Below are 18,376 nucleotides of genomic sequence, written 5' to 3'. Positions count from 1 at the left end.
GCTCTCGCTCATCGAATCACCCTCACCAAGCTACGAACCATCAACGCCGATTCACTCCTTTCGACTATCAGCATCAGCACCGAGCCGTCGGCCTGTTCCATGCTGTACAGGAGGCTGCCGTCGGCTTGCAGGACGGGCGTGCCAGTGTCGAGCATCTGCTGCACCAGGGCGTAATCCTCAATCACTACGGTGGGCTGGTTGACGAGCTGCTCCATTAGCACCGCCTCGGCCAACAGGATGACCGCAGCCTTTGCACCGAACTGCTTAATCCCATCCCCGCTCAAGTAGGCCAGCGGAAAGCTGCCAGCGGGCTTGCGATACCACTCGGCAAACGCGGGCCCGGAGACCAGGTCGGCGATGCTGGCCCGCGCGATAGCAGCCGGTGCTGCCGCGACCTTGTCGACCAGGTGCTGACTGAGGCTCGCGCGGCGCCCACCTGGTGGATAGTGGAACGCTGGGTGGACGCCCTTCGGGATCTGCTGCACTTCACCGGTACGCTTGTTGACGAAGGGGACGCTGGGCACCTTCGGCGACTCGCTGACCTCGATGCCCTGGCGCTGCAGCTGGCCCGCCGTCATCGGGATGACACGGCACTTGCAGCCCCATTCCTTGACCGGCATATGGCTCTGCCAGAATGGGTCGTCTACCGATAGCACCAGACCGTCCCAGGCGCTGTGCTGCAGGCGCGGGTTCTCGGAGTTGCCGCCGTCGTACTGCAGGTAGGGAAACGCGGCCTTGCGGTCCTGGATGCGCTGCCATTGGCCTTCGCTGTGGGCGGTGCGTAGGTTGGTGTCATAGATGACCTTGAGCCGGCGCGGGCTACCCAGCTGGACGTCGCGCACCTCACCGGTCAGCGGATCCAGCCGATCCTGACGGCCCCACCAGCCTTTCGCCTGCAGGGTTGGCACAAGCCGCTTCTGAAAGTCCTGCAGCGTGGTGCCTTCGGTCAGCGCCCGGTCGACCTCGGCGCGAATGTCCTGCAGCAGATCGAGCTGCATGGCCTTGGCCACGGTGAACGCCGCCTGGTGCTGTGCCTGCCAGACGTCGCGGTAGTCGAAGCCAACGGCGAAACCCTTCTGGCGGAAGTACTCGATAGCCTCGGCCGGTGGAAGCGCAAACAGGTCGACCATCAGACCGCCCCAGTCCGGCCGGCCAGCGTGCCGGCGAACATGCCCTGGGCGATCAGCTCGGCGAGCTGGCCGGCATCCAACTGGGGGATGACTTCGGGCAGGCGGCCGCGAAACTCTTCGATGCTCTTGCAGCTGGCAAGCAGCTGCTGCACCGGGCTGACCAGATCGGCCACTGGCTGCCAGTCGTTGGCGAGCTGCTCGGCCAGATCATCCAGCGGGTCGGTCTGTTGCTGCGCCTTCAGCGCGGCCGTGCGTGTTGCGGCCTTGTTATCGGGTACCGGTGGAGCAGTGCCAAGCACAGCGTCATCTTTGCTCGGCAGGGGGATACGCAACTTGTCGTGCGCCCAATTGACCGGGATCTGCATGCCGGCCTCGACCAGCTTGGGCAGGGCTTCTGCATAGGTGCCAAGATCTTCCGCTTCGACCAGGTCGAACTGGAAGCGCGGCAAGCGGCGGGGGTCACGCTCGCCACCTTTGTTCAGCACCAGGAGCGGATAGAGCAGGTACTGGCGCAGCGTTGTGGCGACCTGCTTGGCATCAGCCTTGAGCAGGTCGTGGCGCACTTCATTGTGCACGTTACCGAGGGCATTGGTGCTAGCGGCGCCATCGGCCTGGCTGGTGAGAGTGCCACCAAGGATAGCCTTGGACATGCTCTTCTCGGCCCACTGCACCATCCAATCGAACGGATCGTGCTGGCCCTTGGCCGCTTCCTTGAAGTCGATTTCCATGCCCTGGGGGATGATGCCGGCCGCGTTGTGACCGATGTTGACCACGGCGCGTAGCAGGGTGGCCTTCTCATCAGGCGAAGCGCCACTGGGGTATTTGCCCAGGCGTACCGGCAGCCCGTAGATCTCCAGGAACTCGGCGAGATCTCGCACGGCGTAATTCTTGAACAGGTAGGGCCAGGCCAGCACGCGATACAGGCCACCACGTGCGACGTAGCCGGACTTGGCCTTGTGCTGGTGCATGATCCAGCCAAACGGCTGTAGCGGCTCACCTTCCGCACTGCCATCACGCAGGCGCAGCTCGGTACGGGTGGAGGGATCCAGCTGGAACCAGGACGCCTCCCGGTAGTTGAAAGCCTTGGGCATCCACTCGCGGCCGTAGCGCTCCCACTCCTGCTCGATGCCGGCAAAGCCCTTGCCGATCGCATCGAGCATGTCGAACAGCAGATCCTCGAAGTCGGGCAGATCCTGAAGTACTTCGTTCAGCCAGTCGGCCTCAGCCTGTTCGGCGGACGATGGGTTGCGTGGCGGCACCACTGCCCAGTCGACGGTGGTCAACGCCCGGCGGCGCTTGCCGATCTCAGCGAGCAGGTGCGCATCCTTTTCTTCCATGTCTTGGAACAGCTCACACTGCGCCTGGATGTCGCCCTGTTCTGCGGCGCGGAGGATGGACGCTAAGCGCGGCGGGGTCAGGCCGCTGGAGGGGTGGTCGGCGTACTCTTCGTGCAGCTGGCTTAGGCGTGCGGTCTGTTGCTCGCGCAGGATGTGCTGTTCGAAGGGCTTGCCGTGGATGTCTACGATTGCCATGAGTATTCCTTAATGCGGCCTACCAGGCGCCGGCCCAGCCGCCTGGCTGGTCGTCGCGGTTGTTGTCTGCCCAGCGTTCTGCGCGGGGTGGGGCTGGTGTGTAGTCGATCTCGCCACCCTGAATCCAACTGGCGCGCACGGCCATGACCAGGGAAACGGCGCTGTCGCCGTGGCGTTTGGCCGAGCCGCTCTGCGACTCCAGGTCTTTCTGTCGGCCCTTGTCGATGACCGGGATGCCTTTCTCGACCTTGATCGACAGCAAGTCATCGAGCACGGTCTGGTGGCGCGGCAATTCCAGATTGAAAGCCTCAAACTCACCCTTGAGCTTGGGCATCCACAGCGCGTACCAGGCGAGGTTTAGCTGCACCTGGTCGACCATGCCGACGCCATACTTCAGCGCGGCCTGTTCGGCGAGATAGCCGCCGTTGCCGGTGGCATCGAATGCCAAACCGGACAGGCGCGGCAGCCGATCACAGATATAGAACATCACCTGGCGCTGCTGCTCATACGTCAGGTTGCGCAGCTCGACCTGGAACGGCACCCGCTTGCGCAGGTTGGGGAAGATCACCAACGGCGTGAACACGGTGAGGTCGCCCTTGCGTGCGAAGTCTTCACCGAAGGTATGGCGGTTGCGGTCGCTCAGCCTGGCCAGCTCCGGCGCCAGGTTCTCTTCGCACCAGGCTTGCATCTCGGCTTCACGTTGCGTCGTGGTCCAACCTTCGAAGCCGGCCGGCGCTTCGTAGCGATAGATGCGAATCGAACGGTCAGCGACCATCGCCTGCTCGATCAGCACGCGGCTCAGGTAGTTGCCGCCGCTCTTCTTCGGTACGCAGCCGTACTCCTCCTCGGCGCTCTCGATGTTGGGGGCGTTCTTGTAAAGCTTGTCGCGCCACTCCTGCTCGGTTTCTGGCGACCAGGTCTGGCCGGTGACGTAGCAGATGCGCTTGTACAGGCCCTCGGCGATTGCATCGTCCAGGGTGATGCGATGGATGCTGTAGTCCTTGCGGCCCTCTCGGGCGTCCTGGATGTAGGTGTTGAAGGGGTTGTCTACGCCGTTGTGCGTACTGATCAACCGAACCTTGTTGCCCCACATGGTGAGGGCCAAGGCGGCCTTGAGAAGCTCTTCCAGGGATTCATGGAAGCCCGCTTCATCGATCACCACATCGCCCTGCAGGCCGCGTAAGTTGCTCGGCCGCGAGCTGAGCGCTTGGATTTTCCGCCCCGACTTCGGGAAGCGGATCATGTAGGCGAGGATCTCTTCCTTCTTGCCGTCGTCCCAGAAGGTCTGTTCGTAGACGTCCGCCTCGGCCAGCTGGTTGAAGGCCTTGGCGAACAGCGCGCAGGCGGCGATGTATTCGAGCGCCATCTCCTGCTTGCTGCCCACATAGAACGTATTGCAGCCACCGCGACGGCGCGGCTTGGCGGCGTTCATGACGTTGCGCCCGGCCTCGGCCCACGTCAGGCCGGTACGCCGCGACTTCTCGGCGATCATGATCTGCGATTCATCCTCGAACCAGCGCTGCTGGTAGCCGAGGAACACCGGCTCATTGGCCGGCTGGGCGTCGGGCATCTCCTGGGGCACGTCGACGCCGTGCAGCTCCATCTCCGCCTGCAGGTCGATCTTACGCGGCGCGCTGGTGGCCTTCAGGCCTTTGCCCAGGGACTCGTCGGTGGCGCGCATTGCCATGTCAGGCTTTCCCCAACAAGATGCCGCGAATGCGGTTTTCGAGCTGCTCGCTCATACCGTCTTGACCGCGCAACTCTTCGGTGACGGCCATGGCCGCCTCGGCAGCGTATTCCTCGCGAATGGCCTTGCGATGCTCAGCCTGCCACTTCTTCTGGGTCACACTGGAGCGCCCAAGCTCGGCCACCGCCTTTGCCACTTTGGGCAGATCAACCTTTCCCTCACCCGCCAGCAGCAGATTGAACAGCTGTTCCTGGACCATACGGGTAAGCGCTTCGTTGACCGCGCCTTCTTCATCGGGTGCGGCTGCAACTACGGCTTTGGCCTGCTCGCTGGCGAGCTTCAAAGCCGACAGGCGCTCTTCGAAGTTCTGCCCGTAGCTGTGCAGCGCTGACTTGCCGATGCTGTAACCACGCTCGGCCAGCTCCGCTGACAGCGATTCATAGCCGCTGAAGTTGCTTTCAACCAGGCTCTGATCCAGCCATGCCTTAACCTCGACCGGCAGGGTGGTTACCTTGCTGCGCGGCGGCATGTCAGGCGCTCCAGTACTTTTCAGGACGGGCGATGCCGGGGCGGCACTCGACGGTGTACTCGGCGATATCAACGCCGTAGTGGGTCAGGCCGCAGATCCACGGACCGGATGGCTGCTTGACCAGCGTGACCAGGCTGCGATGCTCCAGGTAATCCAATTCCCGCCGCAACTCCAGCGGCGTGCAGTCGGGGTAAATGCCCTGGATGGTCGAAAGCACCACGGCTTCATGCGGATCCACGGGGCGGGATTTGTTCAGGGTCAGCAGGATGTACCAGCGCAGGGTTTCCCGGCGGGCTTTGTCGGCATCAATCATGGCGCGCTCCTTTGAGCAGGACGTTTTCAAACTTGAGGGCCAAGCCGTCGAGCTTGGCCTCGATCACCGACTGACCACGGACCCAGTCTTCACGGCGGACGTATTCGAGCGGCAGGTCGGCCTGGAAGCGCATGAAGGCACGCTCCAGTTGCTTGACCGTTTCGGCTTCCTTGTCCTGGCGATCGAGCAGCTTGGCAAAGCTCTCTTCCCAGTGACGGCTGGCACTCTGGCGGGCGGCGTCCTGGGCGGCGAAGCGGTCGGCCAAGCGCTTTTCGAACTGACCGAGCAGCAGCTTGACCAGGCCGGTGACGATGCCGACGAAGATGCTGAGCAGCCCCGTGGCCCAGCCGATCAGCTGGCTTAATTCGAGTTCCATAGTCATGGCGTGCCGGTCTCCCTGGCGGTGAGCAGGCCGGTCACTTGGCTGGCGAGGGAGCGGGCCCAGCGGCCGTAGTCCTGAGCGTGGGCAAGGATGTCGGCCGGGGTGACGCCGCTTTCCAGTAGTTCGGCGTCAGTGCCGGGGGCGGCCCAGGGGGCTGGGCCAGCAGAACCGGTAACGGGGCCTGCCAGGGCTCCGGGCACACCGAGGGCGGCGTTGTAGTCGCGCAGCCAGCCAACAGTGAACACGCAACGAGGAATAGGCTCAGGCGCAGCGGCAGGCTCCGACCGGTAGGTGCTGGTGACATGGGGGATGCGTTCCTGGATGGGCTGCTGTTCGGTACCGAGACGATCGAGCACGGCGAACATCTGCTGCTCGGCCAGGTTGGCTCGGGTGACCTGCTGCTGCAGGCGCACGTTGTTGGCTTCGGCCGTCTCGCTGGCCTGGCGGGCGTGCTTGTCCTTGAGGTCGCTGAGCCTGGCGGCGCCCAAAGCTTCGGCGTGTCGATAACCGAAGCCGTAGGCGATTCCGCCCGAGGCTGCCGCACAGACCATGCAAGCAAGCAGGCCCAGCGTCAGTCCGCTGGGCAATGGTGAGGCGAGACGTTCAAGCATGGCAATTGGCCCTCCGGCGGTTGCGTGCCTTGCGGGCGGCGCGGCGGGCAGCAGCGATGCCGGTCTTGCCGACACGAATAGGCGGCAGCGGCGTCTGGTACCGGCAGTTAGGCACCCACATGCGCGGGGTGCCGAAGAGGATGTCGAGCCATGCCCAGAGACGACGAATCATGCGCGAACCCCCTGGGTGGTCACCACGCGCAGCATGGCGTTGACTACCGGCAGCGCGACGGCCACGGCGGTATAAAGGCTGACCGGCAGGTGCGGCTGCAGCAGGCCTGTGCCGGCCTCCAGCGCGACCAGCCCGGCCACGACGGCGTTAAACCACAACGTTCGGCTGCGGCTCCAGTGCTTGCAGTTAGTCATGGCGGATCGCCTCTATTAAGGCAATCAAAGCGCCGACACTGAACCCAGCGAATAACGCGGTGCATGCCAGCTCGTACCAGTGGTTGTTCTGCACTCCGGCGGCGATCAGCCATAGCACTCCGACCAAGGTGCGGTACTGGACCTTACTGAGGTTGTGCACGGTCACCTCAACGACCCGGTTTCGTTCAACCATGGCGCACGCCCTCCAGGATGCCGGCCAGGGCGAGGCCTTCTGCAACCAGCGCATCGCCATACCAGTTACCGCCAGGCAGCGGGCCGAGGCCGTTCTCATGACGGACGATGGCCTTCACCAGGGCGGCGGCTGTGGCGTAGTCGTAGACGTCGACCGTTTCGTCATCCGCGCCGATGCCGAGCGAATTGGCAACGGCTTTGGCATAGGCGCCGGTGTTGTTCTCATGCGCCGGAGCCCAGCGCTCGATGATCTCCCGGACGCTGTCGATGCGGCTGCCGTCGCGCGCGCGGCGTGCATCCTGGTAGGTGATCAGCGTCCGGGCAATCGCGCGAATGCCCCAGACCGGATGACTGAACACGATGAAGCGCGTGTCACCGGCCTGGTCCAGGGCCATGCCTTGCCAGCGCGTACCGTTGCGCTCCAGGTTGCCGGGGTTGTAATTGCGAATGCCGCGAGGCTGGCGAGCGGTCATGCCGTTTCCTTATTGGCGAGCGCCGCACGCAGTTCGGCCAGGCGCGCTCGTCCGACCTCCGGTGCGGATGGGCGGAGGGAAGAAATGCGTCGGGTGGGGATCAGGGGTGCCGGATCACGCGCGGCTGCGCGGCGGTGCATCTCGCGATGCTCTATCAGCTGTTTGGCACGCTGCTCTGCCTTGGCCAGGCCCGTCTTCGCCAGCTCACGCGCTAAGCCACGCAACTCGACGGGGCACTTCGTGAAGATCTCGCGCTGCTTTTCGACGTCGCCGTAGGCATCGACGATGGCCTGGGCGAAGTCGCGCGCGTGGCGTAGGGGGCGAGTGGTGGCGGCGTGTTTCTTCATGCCGCCATGTTCGGCGACGGCGGGATATCAGAGCAGAGTGATGGGGTTCAGTAGATACAAGAAGCCCCGCATTGGCGGGGCTTGTGTTTACATTTGTTCGATCCCTAAATCCTGGGCGTAGCGGTATGCGTCATATCCCGCCCCAGTATGATATCGCTCCATTGCTGCCTGTGCAGCCGCCGTCGGCGCGGCGTTCAGCAACTGCTTGGCCTGTAGCGAGGCTGCCTGCATCTTCGTAGCAAGAGTGCGTAGCCGATCGTCTACGCCCCATTGGTTTAATGTCTTAGATGCGGCTTCAGCTTGGCTGGTAACCAATGCGAGCAGTCGCCCTTTGTCATCTTCCGTTAGGTGCCCGTCCCGGTACAGTGACAGTCCATCTTTCACTGCCATCAGGAATTGAGCCTCCGCCTCTAACTGACGTCCATGCGCTTGCTCATGTGACGCGAGAGCTTCCTCGAAACTTTCGAGCGCCACTTGGGTGAACGGATCCGGCTCGGCAGCTTGTACGCCGCCAACGAGCAAACAGAATCCGATTATCAGATAGCGCAGCATGTTTTTCCCTCTCATCAGTGAAACAAGTCGCCCGTCGCATCCGGCGACGGCTGCTTCAGGATCTCCCAGATTCGCCGATCGCTCAGCTTGTAACTGCGTGCCAACTCGGCAACCAGGGTATTGGCCGACACGCCTTCGCGCACGCCCTGGACGTACTGGCGGTTGATCTCAAGATCACGCAGGCGGCGGATGGCGGCTTCGCACTTGGGGATGTACAGCGGCACGCTGCCCCATTGCTCGGCCATGATGGTCGCGGCGCGCTCGCCGATCACTTCCTTCAGGGCCTCGTGCCGGATGATGCCGAGGCGGCGGACGCCTTTGGCGACCGGCCAGGTGGTACCGCCTAACTCATCGACCAGGCGCTGGGCTGCGGGCAGGCCGATGGCCTCTGCGATGTCCAGCAGTTGCTTTGGCAGCAGCTCTTTGACCTGGTCGATTTCCATCAGGTGGGCTTCCCGTGACGCTTGGCGTCGTAAACGAAGGCGGCGACCAGACGTTGCAACTGGCCACTATCGAGCCATTCTACCCGTTCGACCTTGAACATACGCAACGCCATTGCATCGGCGTACGCCCAGGGGCGATTCGCTTCGGCTAGGAAGGCCTCGATCTTGCCTACCTGTGCCGCCCGATCTTGCGCGGGCTTTGGCACCGCTCTGCCGGCCTTCTTCGCCGGCTTGGGCTGGAAGCCGAGACGGACGAACTCGGCCAGCACGGCGCCAATCTGGCGGGGGCTCAGGTCTTTGGCCGAGCGCACACCCGCCACGCGGGCCAGCAGGGCGCGGTAGGTGTCGTCATCCATGCCCAGCTGGCTTTTGGCGATGTGGATCTTGGCGAGACTGCTCATACGGAGTTCCTCGGGTTCATCGCTTCAGCGAACGCGGCCGGATCCCGGCGCGCCATGCCGGCCATGTAACGGACGGCGAGCGTGATGGCTTCGCCGACTTCGGTATAGCCACCGACCTGCTGCATCACGTCCAGGTCGCTGCGGGTGCCCTTGTAGATCACCCATTTGATCTTCTCGGCACCGAACTTTTCGCGCTGGAGCTGGAGGCGATCGCGCTTCGCCTGCTGGCGTGCGGCGTTCTGCAGGCGTACCCGTTCGGCCTTGGTGTGCTGGGTCATGGGCGTGCCCCCAGCAAGGTCATCGCCATGGCGGCAACGTCGGCGGCGTACAGGTAGCGCGGCTCCTCGACCTCATAGCCGGGCTCGGTGATCGCCAGTACTGCATAGCCGTAGCAGGGGAAGCACGCCGGATCCGGCGGCGCGTTGTAGCTGTGGCGAATGCTGATGCCAGCCAGGCCTTCGGCCCAGGTGCACCAGTCGGCTCGGTTTCGTAGCAGTTGCATCGTGTCCTCGGCTGCTCATCAGTACCGGGCAACCACGCCCGGCAGACCATCGCCCCGGTGAAGGGGCTAGGTTTCGCTCAGTGCAGTGCCAGGGGAGCCTGGCCGTCGACGCCGTGGTTGAGCTGGACGCCCGTGGCCGCGCGGATGCCGTTGGCTGCGTCATTGAGCGCGCGGTCGCTAAGCTTGCCCTTGGTGGCGTTGCGGTCGTTGAACGTACCGCTCTCCAATTCGGGATGGTGCTTGCGGATGTACGCCTCAACCGCCGCCGATGGCGCCTGGCTGCCCGCGAATTCCTGCACCTTGGTTCTCACCGACCATACCCACGCGTCGCAGAAGATGTCGGCGCGGCGGGTCTTGGTTGCCGTTTTGCAGCGCTTGAGCGTATCGGCGATGTAGTCGCGGCGGGCCTGCCTGACCTGACGCAGCAGCACGGTCATGGCGTAGCCGGCGATCTCCGCCATCTCGCCGATAAACGACCAGTCGCCGAGGCCGGCAATAAAGATGACGCGGCAGCTGTAGGCACGCGCAATGGTACCGGCCAGGTTGGCCTCCCATTGCGGCGGGTTCATCTTCGAGCCACTGCGCGCCGCGACTTCCACGACGTCAGCCATCAGCACATCGGCTTCGCCGACCTGGTACTTCTCCATCAGCGCGCGTGCCTGGCGCATGGCTGCGGCGGCTTCGTGGGGGTTGCTGCTTGCGGCGAGTCGCAGGCACTTCTTGATCTTTTCCAGGGCCTTTTTGTGGTCCATGTCGGTTCCTAATGGATGCGCTTGATTCTGGTGTTGTGGGCTAGCAGTTGCTTTTTCAGCGAGGCGAAACTCTTCCAGCGGCAGTCATACAGCACGATTTTCTTGGCTTCTTTCTTGGCGGCCTCGCGCTTGCCGAAGGTCTTGCGCCACAGCTCGATTTCCTTCCGGCTGTACAGCGACCTGCTGGACTTTCGGAAGAACCGGCGCGCCTCGTCGTGTACCGGCTGGCCATCCTCAGCTGCCGTCATCCAGCTGCCTTTAAATACGCCGTTGACGAACACCACGGTCGACCAGCTCTTGTTTGCTGTCTGCTGCTGCAGAGTCAGCTCGTAGTCATCGCACTGCAGCGTCATCTGCCCCCAGGGGCTATCCATCTGCGCTTTCAAGGCGTCCCAATCTTCTTGCTCCATTGCTTCCTCGGCTGCTCATCAGTACCGGGCCACCACGCCCGGCAGACCGCCCCGGCTGGGGCGGTTTCGCTTAGGGATTGAGGGTGGCGCTCAAGGCCTTCGCCTCGACGAACTTGATCAGCCGCTTGGCAGGTATTTCCATTGGGTAACCGGTGGCGGGGTTGCGGCCGCTGCGGGCGGCCCGCTCGGCCGGCTTGAGCTTGCCCAGGCCCGGCAGTGGCACGTCAAAGCCGCGATTGAAGGCTCGCGTGGCGACGGCTCCGAACTGATCCAGGACGGCGGCGACCTGTGTCTTGCTGATCGGCGTGCCGGTGGCGCTGAGTTCCTGCGTGATGGTGTCGATCAGCTCTTTCTTGGTGACGGTCATGGTGGTGCTCCTCAGTGAATCGTTGGTTTGGTCGGGGTTGGGTTACGGGCTGCCTTGCATTCGTCGCAGTCGCAGGGGGCCGCTTTGCTCCGCGCAATCTTGGCGACGGCCAGCGGCAGCACGCCGAGCAGGTGTTTAGCCAGCTGGCCGGCCGTGCTTTCGCTGGCTTTCGGCCCGGCCATGGCGATGGAGATGCCGCCGTCTTCGTCTTTGATGGTGATGGTGTACTCGGCCATGGGGCCTCCTAGCGTTGACGGACGGTGATGTTGTAATCGCGGCAGAGCTGGCGGACCTTCTTCTCGGTCAGTTCCAGTTGAGCGGCGATCTGCTTGGGCGGGTTGCCCAGCGCGGCCTTGGCCATGACGCGGCCGGCCAGTTGGGCGTCGCTCACGGCAGCGGGGACCGGGGACGGCCCCTGCTCGGGCATCTGAGCGGCCGGCTGTGCTGCCACGGCAGGCCGCTCAATTGGTGCTGGGAAGGCGGAGAGCGTCGGCGATTGCTTGAACAGGTGCGCATAGACCGGGGTGCGGCGCGGGTTGATGACGAACGGCTCGGGGCCGTCAAGCATCTTGGCGCCGACCTGCTCGATCTCGCCGCCACGGGCGAGAAAGGCTTCGGTTGCGGCAGCGATCCGCTGGCTCTCTGCTTCCAGCTCGGGCGAGCGAGCCGGGAGGGCGCAAATAGTCCGTGGCTGCATGTCAGCATCCCCCCTTCAGGTCTGCCGCTTCGCTCTGGCGCGGCGGAGTGAACCGAGACGGAAACCAGTCGCATACCTCATCAGCCGGGATGTGCCCGAACATCAGCGTGCAGCGGCGGCAATGCACGCAGTCACCGCAGGTCTTGCCATCCGGCAGATCCATTCCATCCTCGGGCCGCTTGCCACGCCGGTAAGGTTCGCGTACTTCGATCATGGCCATCTCACACCCCCGCGATATCGAGGCTGATGGGCTGGTACTGGTCGGTGTCGCTCACGCGCTCATAGATGCGGATATAGGACTTGGAGCCGACCACCTGGCAGGCTTCGCCAATGGCCTTCATGGCGCGCTGCCAGCGCTCGTCGCCGATCTCCAGCCGACGCAGGGCGAGGACGCGGGCGGTGCGGATCTCGCCCTTGGTGTCGGTGCGGAAGGCGTCGTTGACAAGGGTGACGACTTCGGGTCGTGCGCCCTCGGTCCAGTCGCGTAGGCACTCGTCGATCAGGGATCGCGCGGCCTGCAGGCGCTCGTCCAGGACGATGCTTTCCTGCACGGCCAGCTGGATTTTGTAGCGGCCGTCAAAGCTGAACAGGGTGACGTTGCCCTTCTTGCCGCCGACGCGGGCGCCGTATTCCTCGAAGCTCATTTCGATGAAGGCCTTGATGTCGCCGAAGGCCATCTCCTTGAACTCGCGCAGTTCGCTGCTCAGCTCGCTGGCACGGTCGACCAGGTGACGCACCAGGCGGTCACGCTCCTGGTCGATGGGCTTGATCATGCTTTCGGGGATCAGGTGGCCCTGGCCGTTCTGCCGGAACCCGGCTGGGATCTGTTGAATGGTCATGCGGTGTTGCTCCTAGTGTTGTGTGGTTGCCCATTCTTCGGGGCGGGTGTAGCTGATGGCTTCGCGCCATTCGAGGGTGACGCCCATGAACTGGACGGTGTACTTGGTGCTGCCAGCGCTGGCAGAGCGGGTAAAGCCATCCACCAGGCGCTGCTGCAGCAGTCGACGGCCGCTGTCTGGGTCGATGGTCAGGCGGTTGCCGGTTGGGTCGAAGTGGTTGAGGCGGACCTCCATGCGGCGCAAGGTTCGGGCGGCGTCGTTGAACGCGCGCAGGGAGCCGGCGAGCACGGGCGTCAGGACCTTGAGCGGGGTATTACTGATGCTGGCGTGCATGGGCCGACTCCGAGCGGTTGCAGGTGGGGTTGTTGCTGCAGTGCTGGCAGGCGCGCCAGTGCTGCATGGCCATCGGGTTGTGCGTTGGCGCTGGTCTTTCGCGGAACGTTTGGCACTGGATGAGCGTGATGCTCGACTCCAGCGCCGGGCAGTCCAGCTGCCCCAGCGCATCAAGCACGCGGCGTTCGACGCCGGCCGTGCTGTTCGATGGGTAGCAGTTGCGCAGGGCGGTGCTGACCGTGGCGCGGTTCATGCCAATGCGGCGGGCCGCAACGGTCATATTGCTGCGCTCGACCTCGGCCATCAGCAGGCCAACCCACAAGGGCGGCTCACCGCCCCAAGCTTCTTCTACGGAATGGCGGATGGCGGTCATGCCTGGGCTCCTTCCATCTGGCTGTACACGACTTCACCCAGGTTCGGGTCGTACAGCTGGCCGATACGCTGGATCATCGGTGCGCGCGGGCCGGTGTACTTCCCTGGAGCCAGGCGGTAGCGCGCGGTGCGCCCGCGTGGCCCTGTTGCTGCTGGCGATATCTCAATGACGTAGCCGGCGCGGTGGAGCCAGAGCAGGTAGCTGGACGCTGTCCTTTGGGTTGTCTTTGCCGAGACGGAGGCCTGTGCCGCCAGTTCGTCGGCAGATACTTCGCCGAGGATCCGCAGGCTGCGCCACATCGCTTCTGTTCCAAGCCCCATCGCGCTTGGCTTGCCCGTGCGGGTGACGGCAGGAGCCTCGACGCCGCAGTCCTTAACCAGCACGAGCAATTGCTCCTTCCCTCGTGTTGCCTTTTCTCCTGCAAGACCGATGAACCCAGCGCGCTGCAGGCCTTGAATGCAGTAGCGAGTCGTCTCCAGATCCAGATCGACTGACCAGGCTATGTGTTGGACGGTGAAGGGGCGTTGCTCGCTGCGGACGGCTTCCCAGATGCGCTGACGGTTGTCCTTGATGCCCTTCATTTCAAGATGAATAGGCTTGCGACCGGCGCCCATTACGCGCGCCTCCGAGCTGGTGCCTCGCCGGTAAACCACCCTCGGCCGAGCTGTTTCCACTGCTGCAGGTCGACGGCGTCCAGGCCAATGGCCTCGGCCTCGGAGTAGATGCGGTAAAGGTTGACCGCTACGCGCCGCAGGCAGCCGTGGACCGCTCTGCGCAAGTCTTCGAGCAGGGCGTCTTCGATGTGCAGCTTCGGATAGCTGGCCGCTGCGAGCGCCTGCATGTCTTCGAGGGTTGCAGGCTGTGCCGGTACCCATTCGAGCACTCGGTTGTGCAGCCGCTCCAGCTTGGCCAGGCTGGTGGGAACGCGCTCTTCGCCGATCAGAACCAGTGTTCCCTGGCTGGCGTTGTAGATGTCGGTCAGGACATTGGCCACCGCCTTGTCCAGTAGGTACTGGACGTCGTCGATGATCAACGGCCGGCCGCTGCGCGACAGTTGCTCGGCCACCTGATCGACCATGTCCGACAGGGTGCGGCCGGGCAGGACCGACATTTCGCGCAGGATGGCCTGCAGGAATGCCTTTTTGCTCCAGGTGTCGCGGCATTCGACGTAATAAGCGCGGTAGCGGTTGGCCGCGAAGGCAGCGCCGACGCTTTTGCCGAGGCCGCTTGCGCCGTACATAGCGACCAGCCCCGGCAGCCCCATCGGCCGGGATTGGGCGCGCTCGATGGCGCTGGCCAGAAGGCCCACGTTTGTCAGTGCAACGATTTTACTAACACTCATTACTGCTCTCCTTTTGGCCTCCCCCGAGGCCGGTTGTGTTACGCGCGGGCCTGTTGGCTTGGGTCCGCGTCGAACAAATCTTTCATTGATTGCCACTCTTGGCGGCTCGGGTAATGCGCGTGCCAGCGGGCTTCCCCTGCTGTCAGCTCACTACCCGTTTGGGTTTTCGCTTCCAGTTCTTTCCACAGGCGGTACCGGGCAACGCTGTCGCCTGGGAGCTGGAAGTCGATGGTGGTTGGTGCGAGATCGATGGCGAACTGGCGGGCTGCGGCCAGTTGCTCGCCGCTGAGCTGGGCGGAAGGGGCCGAGGTCGCGGCAATCATTTCCACCCGCTTACCGGTCAGCGTTTCGAGCTTGTCCATGGCGCGTTTCATCTGGCCTTGCTCACGCTTCTCGTAGGCCTGCTCGATGAGCGGCTTGGGCATGTAGTCGCTGGAGTTGCCATCGAGCAGCGCTTCGCCGAGCAGCTCACCTTCCAGCGTGCGTACCCAGACGCGGGAGGCGTCGCGCACGTCGTAGGCGACGCGGATCTCTTCGCCATGCAGGTCGCGCAGTGCATCCAGGAAGTAGCGCTGGTTGGCCCAGGCCACTTCGCCGCGACGTGTAGGGCGGATGACTTGCGGGCGCATCAGGTCGTGGACCAGTTCGGCCGGGGCCAACATCGGCTCCCAGCCTTCGGCGCGGGCCGCTTCCCAGGCCTCGTTGGGACTCATGTGGCGCAGCTTGCCGGTCTCGGGATCGCGGATCTTTTCCAGGCCCCGGTGGGGCCGGTCGTTGTAGGCCTCGATCTCGAACTCGACGCCGGCCATGAACTCGGCAAAGGTCGGCAACAGGCGGGTGGCGCCGGTTTCGCGCAGCTGTTTACGACTGACGCGGTGCACCTTGGTGCCAGCGTGCTTGTCCATGTCGGCGCCGATGTAGCTGGTGAGCTTCTTGGCGGCATTGACCCAAATGGTCTGGTGGACGCGCTCGATCAGGCCGCGTGCCTGGCTGTTGTACGGCAGGGCGTGGGTCATGGTGCCGCCGAGGCGATCGACCACCTCACGCACAGCGCTGTTGGCGAAGCCGGACCCGTTGTCGACGTAGAAGATGGCGAACATGCCGCCGCGAGTGATGGCGTCGCGCAGGGCGTCCATAACTCCGATGGTCGATTCCGCCTCGCCGATTGAGATGCCGAGAATGCGCCGCGTGGCCACGTCGATGACGGTGGTGGTCTCGGGGCGGTACGGCTTGCCGGTGCGCGGATTCAGCACCTCGGCGTCGAACTTGTGACCGTCGGCGGTGAACACGTCGCAAGGGAACAGGTTTTTGGTGGCGCGGCGGCGGAAGGGCTGAAGCGCCTTGAGTTCCTGCGGCGTGCGGCGACCCGCTTCGCGTGCCTCCGGGCTCAGTTTATTGAGGAAACGGCGCACCTGGTGAATGCTCGGCCGCTCGCCCTGGCACTTGGCGGCAAACTCGGCATAGCTGGCTTCGACGCTGGGCTTGGTCGGGCGCTGGAAGCAGCGAAGGAAGTCCTTCGCCCAATCAGGCACACCCATGTCTTTGCCGCCACGCGCTGGGGCCAGGCCGGTTTCACCTTGCTTGCGATAGTCGGCCAGCCAACGCTTGAGCGTCCGTTCGGACAGACTGCGGTCGTTTGTCTTACGGTCGTTGGCGCGGACTAGCAGCTCGGACAGGTATGGGCTGAGCTTGTCATTTTTGGCCAGGTCGACCAGTGCCAGGATCGCTCGCTGCTGGCTGATGGTCTGGCTCATGCGCTCGATTTCACGCACAAAGGCGAGGCGGGCGGTCATGACCGAGCGCTGCTTATCGTTCAAGCGTGACGCGGTTTTTGCGTCACGCTGTATCAATTCTTGCTGTATGGATACAGCTGGAGGTGCCTCGCTGCCAACCGAGGCGGCGATCAGCGCGGCCTGGGTTTCGGATGGAAGCACGGCGAAGGCGTATTCGATGGCCTTGCTGCCGAGGCGGCGCTGGCCTTCCCAGCCGTTGCGCTCGGCAAGCTTGCGAATTCCTCGCTCGGTTCCTGGCATTCCTGGCTTCCCGGCCAGCTCTTGCGCTGTGTACCAATTTCGCATGATCAGGCTTCCTTTCTGCTCTTGCTAACGTGTTCAAGGTCACGCGCTGCGTTATGCTTTTGCATATACAAAGCGGATGTTTCGGCCCGGCTCGGACGCTCTCGTACTGGGGTTGCTTCATCGATCCAACGATCCGGCCAGATATCGATCGGACGGAGACCCAACGCCTTTGCGATAGCCCTTTCCATCCGTGGGTATGGCTGACGCTTCACGTTGTTCATGGCATTGCGAACCACGCCCAAGCCGCGAGCGAGTTCTGCTAGTGAGCTGTTGTTGGAGCGCAGCTGCCATTTGATCCACTCCCAGCGCTTCACCGGGTCGTGTGGGACTTTTGACTTTTTCATGCCTGATTCCAAGTTTCGGGCCGTGCCGTTTTCGGGTTTCTAACCTGTTCTTGGGAATAGTATTGTCCCGAAAATAGGAACTAGCAAGCCGTTTTTGGGTGTTCCGATTCTCTTTTTTGCGTGTTCGGCTCTCTTTTTAGGGATTTAGTAGGAAAATCAATGGCATACGAAGAATCGGAACAAGATTCGCCATCGGAACAGGCAGTTCCGTTTGCTACAGAAGGAATGGGAACCCGAATTTCGGCGGTGGCTGACCTGTATCCGTCCCGAAAACAGGCTGCTCAGGCTGCAGGTGTAGCGTTGTCGTCGCTACAGCGCTGGATAGCGGCGGAGGGGACTCCGGCCATTGATTCGGTTGCACGCCTCGCATACAGCAAGGGCGTATCGCTGGACTGGATAGCTACTGGTTCCGGCAGCATGTATCGGAACGCTGCTACCGCCGCTCCTAACGAGGCGGAAGACGTCTACGCCTATATCCCGCTCTACGACGCTCGCTGCAGTGCCGGACATGGTTGCTGGAACGAGGGATGTCGCGTGCTAGCGAAGCTCGCTTTCACGCGCTATAGCCTTCGAAAGAAGGGGCTCCAGACCGACCAGCTATCGGCGATACGCGTCGATGGCGATTCGATGGAAGGTTTGCTGAAGGATGGCGACACCGTCCTGATCGATCACCGGCGCAACGCCCTGGAGGGCGAGGCGGTTTATGTGATCCGCCTGGACGACCATCTGTACGCCAAACGCCTGCAGCGTCAGTTCGATAGCTCGATCCACATAATCAGCGAAAACAAGGCGTACCGGGACATGGTTGTCCCTAAAGAGCAGCTGGCTGACCTGGAGATTATCGGCCGCGTTGTCTGGTCAGGCGGCTGGATGGTTTAACAATGGGGAGAAACGATATGAATGAAGGTCTCGACTGGAAGAAATTCCAATTCATCACAACCGTACAAACGGCCTTGATCAACAATGCTATTAACGTCTCGCTCGAAGGTGACGCCAAAGAGCGGCGGCACATATTCAGCGCTACGGGTACGCTGATCAACATGGACGACGCTTTCTACGCGGCCGAGCGAATCCCTAACGATCTCACTGCATACGAGGCCGCATGCGAGTTCGTTGGCTTCTGTTGCGAAAACCTTCGGGAGAAAGGCGCTCGCGTACCTGCCTGGTTCGCGAGGCATTAACGCAATGCCAAAGAGCCCGCTAAATTGCGGGCTCTCGCTCTAAATCGTCCTGGTCGCGCTTAGCGCTGCTTTGGCACTGCCCCGTCTGTCGGTCCGCCCGATGACCCCGCGCCGCGCCTGGGCTCCAGCGTCACCCGGCTTTATCCGGACTCTTCCGGCAGGCCTCCCTCCCCAGTGCCATACCTAACACCTCCTCACAC

The 18,376-nt window shown here is 63.2% G+C and carries 32 protein-coding genes and 2 other RNA genes; 2 read left to right on the top strand and 32 right to left on the bottom strand.

Features of this window, described 5'->3' with window-relative positions; all coding sequences use genetic code 11:
* Positions 1 to 8: 8 nt before the first annotated feature.
* The 32 genes from ALTERO38_RS21270 to ALTERO38_RS21115 form a co-directional block, all read right to left on the bottom strand.
* The gene (locus ALTERO38_RS21270; protein WP_159969783.1) at positions 9 to 1,130 is read right to left on the bottom strand and encodes a phage minor head protein; all 1,122 of its coding nucleotides are present in this window, start codon (positions 1,128 to 1,130) and stop codon (positions 9 to 11) included.
* Entirely contained in the window at positions 1,130 to 2,662 is a 1,533-nt protein-coding gene (locus tag ALTERO38_RS21265) for a DUF935 domain-containing protein (protein WP_159969782.1), read from the bottom strand. Before ALTERO38_RS21265 ends, ALTERO38_RS21270 begins: the two co-directional genes overlap by 1 nt.
* A gap of 19 nt (positions 2,663 to 2,681) precedes the next feature.
* Positions 2,682 to 4,349, bottom strand: a complete 1,668-nt coding sequence (locus ALTERO38_RS21260; RefSeq protein WP_159969781.1) for a hypothetical protein — start codon at positions 4,347 to 4,349, stop codon at positions 2,682 to 2,684.
* 1 nt (position 4,350) lies between these two features.
* Entirely contained in the window at positions 4,351 to 4,878 is a 528-nt protein-coding gene (locus ALTERO38_RS21255; protein WP_159969780.1) for a DUF3486 family protein, read from the bottom strand.
* Position 4,879: 1 nt separating this feature from the next.
* Positions 4,880 to 5,191 carry a hypothetical protein gene (locus ALTERO38_RS21250; RefSeq protein ID WP_159969779.1) on the bottom strand — a complete coding sequence of 104 codons (312 nt, stop codon included), beginning with the start codon at positions 5,189 to 5,191 and terminating at the stop codon, positions 4,880 to 4,882.
* Entirely contained in the window at positions 5,184 to 5,573 is a 390-nt protein-coding gene (locus ALTERO38_RS21245) for a hypothetical protein (RefSeq protein WP_159969778.1), read from the bottom strand. The genes ALTERO38_RS21250 and ALTERO38_RS21245 overlap by 8 nt, the downstream gene beginning before the upstream one ends.
* A complete protein-coding gene (locus ALTERO38_RS21240; RefSeq protein WP_159969777.1) occupies positions 5,570 to 6,184 on the bottom strand; it encodes a lysis protein in 615 nt (204 codons plus the stop codon). The genes ALTERO38_RS21245 and ALTERO38_RS21240 overlap by 4 nt, the downstream gene beginning before the upstream one ends.
* Complete coding sequence (locus ALTERO38_RS21235) at positions 6,177 to 6,356, bottom strand: hypothetical protein (RefSeq protein WP_159969776.1); 180 nt, start codon at positions 6,354 to 6,356, stop codon at positions 6,177 to 6,179. The genes ALTERO38_RS21240 and ALTERO38_RS21235 overlap by 8 nt, the downstream gene beginning before the upstream one ends.
* Entirely contained in the window at positions 6,353 to 6,550 is a 198-nt protein-coding gene (locus tag ALTERO38_RS21230; protein ID WP_159969775.1) for a hypothetical protein, read from the bottom strand. The genes ALTERO38_RS21235 and ALTERO38_RS21230 overlap by 4 nt, the downstream gene beginning before the upstream one ends.
* Positions 6,543 to 6,743, bottom strand: coding sequence for a hypothetical protein (locus tag ALTERO38_RS21225; protein ID WP_159969774.1), 201 nt, complete (start codon positions 6,741 to 6,743; stop codon positions 6,543 to 6,545). Before ALTERO38_RS21225 ends, ALTERO38_RS21230 begins: the two co-directional genes overlap by 8 nt.
* The gene (locus tag ALTERO38_RS21220; RefSeq protein ID WP_159969773.1) at positions 6,736 to 7,215 is read right to left on the bottom strand and encodes a structural protein; all 480 of its coding nucleotides are present in this window, start codon (positions 7,213 to 7,215) and stop codon (positions 6,736 to 6,738) included. Before ALTERO38_RS21220 ends, ALTERO38_RS21225 begins: the two co-directional genes overlap by 8 nt.
* Positions 7,212 to 7,562, bottom strand: a complete 351-nt coding sequence (locus tag ALTERO38_RS21215; RefSeq protein WP_159969772.1) for a hypothetical protein — start codon at positions 7,560 to 7,562, stop codon at positions 7,212 to 7,214. The genes ALTERO38_RS21220 and ALTERO38_RS21215 overlap by 4 nt, the downstream gene beginning before the upstream one ends.
* 87 nt (positions 7,563 to 7,649) lie before the next feature.
* Complete coding sequence (locus tag ALTERO38_RS21210; protein WP_159969771.1) at positions 7,650 to 8,114, bottom strand: hypothetical protein; 465 nt, start codon at positions 8,112 to 8,114, stop codon at positions 7,650 to 7,652.
* Positions 8,115 to 8,128: 14 nt separating this feature from the next.
* The gene (locus tag ALTERO38_RS21205; protein WP_159969770.1) at positions 8,129 to 8,557 is read right to left on the bottom strand and encodes a Mor transcription activator family protein; all 429 of its coding nucleotides are present in this window, start codon (positions 8,555 to 8,557) and stop codon (positions 8,129 to 8,131) included.
* Positions 8,557 to 8,958 (bottom strand): gp16 family protein, encoded by a 402-nt coding sequence (locus ALTERO38_RS21200; protein ID WP_159969769.1) that lies wholly within the window; start codon positions 8,956 to 8,958, stop codon positions 8,557 to 8,559. The genes ALTERO38_RS21205 and ALTERO38_RS21200 overlap by 1 nt, the downstream gene beginning before the upstream one ends.
* Positions 8,955 to 9,236, bottom strand: a complete 282-nt coding sequence (locus ALTERO38_RS21195; RefSeq protein ID WP_159969768.1) for a hypothetical protein — start codon at positions 9,234 to 9,236, stop codon at positions 8,955 to 8,957. Before ALTERO38_RS21195 ends, ALTERO38_RS21200 begins: the two co-directional genes overlap by 4 nt.
* Positions 9,233 to 9,460: a hypothetical protein gene (locus ALTERO38_RS21190; RefSeq protein WP_159969767.1), complete on the bottom strand. Its 228-nt coding sequence runs from the start codon at positions 9,458 to 9,460 to the stop codon at positions 9,233 to 9,235. Before ALTERO38_RS21190 ends, ALTERO38_RS21195 begins: the two co-directional genes overlap by 4 nt.
* 5 nt (positions 9,461 to 9,465) lie before the next feature.
* Positions 9,466 to 9,539: hammerhead ribozyme type II (locus tag ALTERO38_RS21185), an RNA gene on the bottom strand.
* A complete protein-coding gene (locus ALTERO38_RS21180) occupies positions 9,538 to 10,212 on the bottom strand; it encodes a DUF2786 domain-containing protein (protein WP_159969766.1) in 675 nt (224 codons plus the stop codon). The genes ALTERO38_RS21185 and ALTERO38_RS21180 overlap by 2 nt, the downstream gene beginning before the upstream one ends.
* Before the next feature lie 8 nt (positions 10,213 to 10,220).
* A complete protein-coding gene (locus ALTERO38_RS21175) occupies positions 10,221 to 10,622 on the bottom strand; it encodes a hypothetical protein (RefSeq protein WP_159969765.1) in 402 nt (133 codons plus the stop codon).
* Between the two features lie 5 nt (positions 10,623 to 10,627).
* Positions 10,628 to 10,694: hammerhead ribozyme type II (locus tag ALTERO38_RS21170), an RNA gene on the bottom strand.
* Positions 10,693 to 10,989 carry an HU family DNA-binding protein gene (locus ALTERO38_RS21165; protein ID WP_159969764.1) on the bottom strand — a complete coding sequence of 99 codons (297 nt, stop codon included), beginning with the start codon at positions 10,987 to 10,989 and terminating at the stop codon, positions 10,693 to 10,695. Before ALTERO38_RS21165 ends, ALTERO38_RS21170 begins: the two co-directional genes overlap by 2 nt.
* Positions 10,990 to 11,000: 11 nt before the next feature.
* Entirely contained in the window at positions 11,001 to 11,225 is a 225-nt protein-coding gene (locus tag ALTERO38_RS21160) for a hypothetical protein (protein WP_159969763.1), read from the bottom strand.
* Positions 11,226 to 11,233: 8 nt separating this feature from the next.
* Positions 11,234 to 11,686: a hypothetical protein gene (locus tag ALTERO38_RS21155; RefSeq protein WP_159969762.1), complete on the bottom strand. Its 453-nt coding sequence runs from the start codon at positions 11,684 to 11,686 to the stop codon at positions 11,234 to 11,236.
* Position 11,687: 1 nt separating this feature from the next.
* Positions 11,688 to 11,900 carry a hypothetical protein gene (locus tag ALTERO38_RS21150; protein WP_159969761.1) on the bottom strand — a complete coding sequence of 71 codons (213 nt, stop codon included), beginning with the start codon at positions 11,898 to 11,900 and terminating at the stop codon, positions 11,688 to 11,690.
* A 7-nt stretch (positions 11,901 to 11,907) separates the two neighbouring features.
* The gene (locus ALTERO38_RS21145) at positions 11,908 to 12,525 is read right to left on the bottom strand and encodes a DUF3164 family protein (protein WP_159969760.1); all 618 of its coding nucleotides are present in this window, start codon (positions 12,523 to 12,525) and stop codon (positions 11,908 to 11,910) included.
* A 12-nt stretch (positions 12,526 to 12,537) separates the two neighbouring features.
* Positions 12,538 to 12,858 carry a hypothetical protein gene (locus ALTERO38_RS21140; RefSeq protein ID WP_159969759.1) on the bottom strand — a complete coding sequence of 107 codons (321 nt, stop codon included), beginning with the start codon at positions 12,856 to 12,858 and terminating at the stop codon, positions 12,538 to 12,540.
* Positions 12,839 to 13,231 carry a hypothetical protein gene (locus ALTERO38_RS21135; RefSeq protein WP_159969758.1) on the bottom strand — a complete coding sequence of 131 codons (393 nt, stop codon included), beginning with the start codon at positions 13,229 to 13,231 and terminating at the stop codon, positions 12,839 to 12,841. The genes ALTERO38_RS21140 and ALTERO38_RS21135 overlap by 20 nt, the downstream gene beginning before the upstream one ends.
* Entirely contained in the window at positions 13,228 to 13,845 is a 618-nt protein-coding gene (locus ALTERO38_RS21130) for a hypothetical protein (RefSeq protein ID WP_159969757.1), read from the bottom strand. The genes ALTERO38_RS21135 and ALTERO38_RS21130 overlap by 4 nt, the downstream gene beginning before the upstream one ends.
* Positions 13,845 to 14,573, bottom strand: a complete 729-nt coding sequence (locus tag ALTERO38_RS21125; RefSeq protein WP_159969756.1) for an AAA family ATPase — start codon at positions 14,571 to 14,573, stop codon at positions 13,845 to 13,847. Before ALTERO38_RS21125 ends, ALTERO38_RS21130 begins: the two co-directional genes overlap by 1 nt.
* A 38-nt stretch (positions 14,574 to 14,611) precedes the next feature.
* Positions 14,612 to 16,651, bottom strand: a complete 2,040-nt coding sequence (locus ALTERO38_RS21120) for a DNA-binding protein (RefSeq protein WP_159969755.1) — start codon at positions 16,649 to 16,651, stop codon at positions 14,612 to 14,614.
* A 2-nt stretch (positions 16,652 to 16,653) separates the two neighbouring features.
* The gene (locus ALTERO38_RS21115) at positions 16,654 to 16,995 is read right to left on the bottom strand and encodes a helix-turn-helix domain-containing protein (protein ID WP_159969754.1); all 342 of its coding nucleotides are present in this window, start codon (positions 16,993 to 16,995) and stop codon (positions 16,654 to 16,656) included.
* Positions 16,996 to 17,154: 159 nt separating this feature from the next.
* Here ALTERO38_RS21115 and ALTERO38_RS21110 point away from each other — a divergent pair, with 159 nt between their 5' ends.
* Positions 17,155 to 17,874 carry a helix-turn-helix transcriptional regulator gene (locus ALTERO38_RS21110; RefSeq protein ID WP_159969753.1) on the top strand — a complete coding sequence of 240 codons (720 nt, stop codon included), beginning with the start codon at positions 17,155 to 17,157 and terminating at the stop codon, positions 17,872 to 17,874.
* A gap of 17 nt (positions 17,875 to 17,891) precedes the next feature.
* A complete protein-coding gene (locus tag ALTERO38_RS21105) occupies positions 17,892 to 18,176 on the top strand; it encodes a hypothetical protein (RefSeq protein WP_159969752.1) in 285 nt (94 codons plus the stop codon).
* Positions 18,177 to 18,376 lie beyond the last annotated feature (200 nt).

Origin of the sequence: Pseudomonas sp. 9Ag (genome assembly GCF_902506445.1) — a bacterium.
Taxonomy (GTDB): Bacteria; Pseudomonadota; Gammaproteobacteria; order Pseudomonadales; family Pseudomonadaceae; genus Stutzerimonas; species Stutzerimonas stutzeri_AB.
This window is presented reverse-complemented; position numbering and strand designations above follow the sequence as displayed.